This window comes from Actinacidiphila acidipaludis (genome assembly GCF_019890725.1).
Taxonomy (GTDB): Bacteria; Actinomycetota; Actinomycetes; order Streptomycetales; family Streptomycetaceae; genus Actinacidiphila; species Actinacidiphila acidipaludis.
Genome location: NZ_JAINZZ010000164.1, coordinates 1 through 312 on the forward strand (window position 1 = coordinate 1; position 312 = coordinate 312).

The window sequence follows — 312 nt, forward strand, 5'->3', positions numbered from 1 at the left end:
CTGGCCCGCGCCAACAACGCCAGCCTCTTCATGGTCATCCAGTCAGCCCTCGCCACCCTCCTCACCCGACTCGGCGCCGGCACCGACATCCCCCTCGGCACCCCCATCGCCGGACGCACCGACGAAGCCCTCGACCACCTCATCGGCTTCTTCGTCAACACCCTCGTCCTGCGCACCACCACCGAAGGCGACCCCACCTTCCAACAACTCCTCCACCACACCCGCAACACCGACCTCGCCGCCTACAACCACCAAGACCTCCCCTTCGAACGCCTCGTCGAAGCCCTCAACCCCGAACGCTCCACCACCCGC

1 protein-coding gene is annotated in these 312 nt (G+C 67.3%); it reads left to right on the plus strand.

What is annotated here, in order from left to right; translation table 11 throughout:
• The coding region (locus K7862_RS37155; protein ID WP_222970231.1) for a condensation domain-containing protein at positions 1–312 on the plus strand (312 nt) is incomplete at both ends.